We start from the raw sequence: 1,131 nt of genomic DNA on the forward strand, positions 1-1,131 counted from the left end.
AGGCGCAGGCCCGGGTCCGACACGCCCGGCATGCCCGCGTCCGAGCAGTACGCGATGACCTCGCCGTCCAGCACGCGCCGCACGAGCGACGCCGCGCGCTCGCCGATGAGCGCCTCGTCCAAGCGCTCCAGCCGCTTCTCGATGCCGTACGCCGCCAACAGCCGCCCCGTCACGCGCGTGTCCTCGGCGCACACGACGTCGGCCGCGCGCAGCGCCGCCAGCGCGCGCTCGGTCATGTCGCCCAGGTTCCCGAGCGGCGTGGGGCAGATGACCAGCTTCCCGTCCATAGCTGCTCCCCGCCCCCGCTAGCGGTTGCGCCGCATGAGCACGAACGCCGCTATCAGCACCGCCGCCGCCACAACCGCCACGCCCACCACGATGAACGGCAGCGGGCCGTCCCCCGTGCAGGCCAAGCTCCCCATGCATCCCATGCCGTCCGCTCCTTTCCCGCCGCGCCTACCGCGCAGCCGTGCCGCTGTTTGCTCTCATAATCGCACACTTCGGCCCGCGCGCCCAGCACGTGTCCGCCGCCCTGCGGCCACGTCCGCCAAACCATCACGACCACGGGCGCGCGATCGCGCCCCGAACGACGGCGTGCGGCCGATGCCGCCCGCACGTCCCGCTCGCCGCGCGATCGCGCACGCCTGCGCGCCGTCTCGCCCTCCCCAGTTCCCTGCGGCAACAGCCGATACGCCGCACCCCGCTCGCCACAACCCGCTCGCCGGGCCCTGCAACCACGCAAGCGCAGATTCTCCCACCGGTGATCACCGGTTTTCCGCCAGTCAACCGTTCACCGCAGACGGATGCCTCCTGCTCGCAGGCTCCTATACTGAGCGGATTGGCCCGTGCGCGACGGCGCCACCCGATCCCGCCGCGCTCCGAGAACAGGAGACCGCCATGGCACCCTCAGCGAACACCCCGCCCTCCGCATCCCCCCGCCCCTACGACGGCCTCGACCGGCTCTTCATCGCCGGAGCCTGGCGCGACGGCGCAAGCGGCGAGACCGCGCAGGACGTCAACCCCTACAACCAGGAGGTCCTGTCCGCCCACGTGCTGGCGAACCGCGCCGACGTGGACGAGGCCTACACCGCCGCCGAGCGCGCCCAACGCGAGTGGGCCGCGGCCGCTCCG

3 protein-coding genes are annotated in these 1,131 nt (G+C 73.1%); 1 reads left to right on the forward strand and 2 read right to left on the reverse strand.

Annotation, left to right across the window (positions count from 1 at the left end; all coding sequences use genetic code 11):
• Nucleotides 1–287, reverse strand: a 287-nt coding sequence (locus tag GPA_RS04055; protein WP_041239036.1) for an SAM-dependent methyltransferase, incomplete at its 3' end; no start/stop codon positions are given.
• A gap of 18 nt (nucleotides 288–305) precedes the next feature.
• A complete protein-coding gene (locus GPA_RS20350; protein WP_015539015.1) occupies nucleotides 306–431 on the reverse strand; it encodes a hypothetical protein in 126 nt (41 codons plus the stop codon).
• A gap of 466 nt (nucleotides 432–897) precedes the next feature.
• On the opposite strand from GPA_RS20350, the gene GPA_RS18865 reads away from it, so the two are divergent.
• The coding region (locus GPA_RS18865; RefSeq protein WP_041239037.1) for an aldehyde dehydrogenase family protein at nucleotides 898–1,131 on the forward strand (234 nt) is incomplete at its 3' end.

It is taken from the genome of Gordonibacter pamelaeae 7-10-1-b, from assembly GCF_000210055.1.
GTDB classification, from domain to species: Bacteria; Actinomycetota; Coriobacteriia; order Coriobacteriales; family Eggerthellaceae; genus Gordonibacter; species Gordonibacter pamelaeae.